This is a genomic window from Escherichia sp. KCJ4928 (genome assembly GCF_004352695.1).
Lineage (GTDB): Bacteria > Pseudomonadota > Gammaproteobacteria > Enterobacterales > Enterobacteriaceae > ECMA0423.
This window is the reverse complement of sequence record NZ_SJWV01000786.1, coordinates 1-255: the sequence shown is the minus strand read 5'-3', so window position 1 is coordinate 255 and position 255 is coordinate 1. Positions and strand designations below refer to the sequence as shown.

Sequence of the window (255 nt, the reverse complement as noted above, 5' to 3'; positions counted from 1 at the left end):
ATCCATCCCTGACGGTTGCGGTTATCGATGAGCGTGAAGGTACGACGCTTCACGCGTTTCAGCGTCGGGGTATCGGTTTCCATTACCGGCCAGTCTCCCGCCGTCAGTGCCGGTGTGCCGGGGCTATTCGGCCACAGCCAGGTGTTGTCGGACATCAGCGCCGTGAGAGGCGAGGGCAGGAGCCAGTGAATGACATGCTGTATATCAAAAGGAGGCCGCTCCGGCACGTTGACCTGCCAGGTGGCCGTTGTTATC

At 60.4% G+C, this 255-nt stretch carries 1 pseudogene; it reads right to left on the bottom strand.

The features are described from left to right. Nucleotides 1-255: pseudogene (locus tag E0D98_RS28610) on the bottom strand (conjugal transfer protein TraV); the annotation flags it as partial.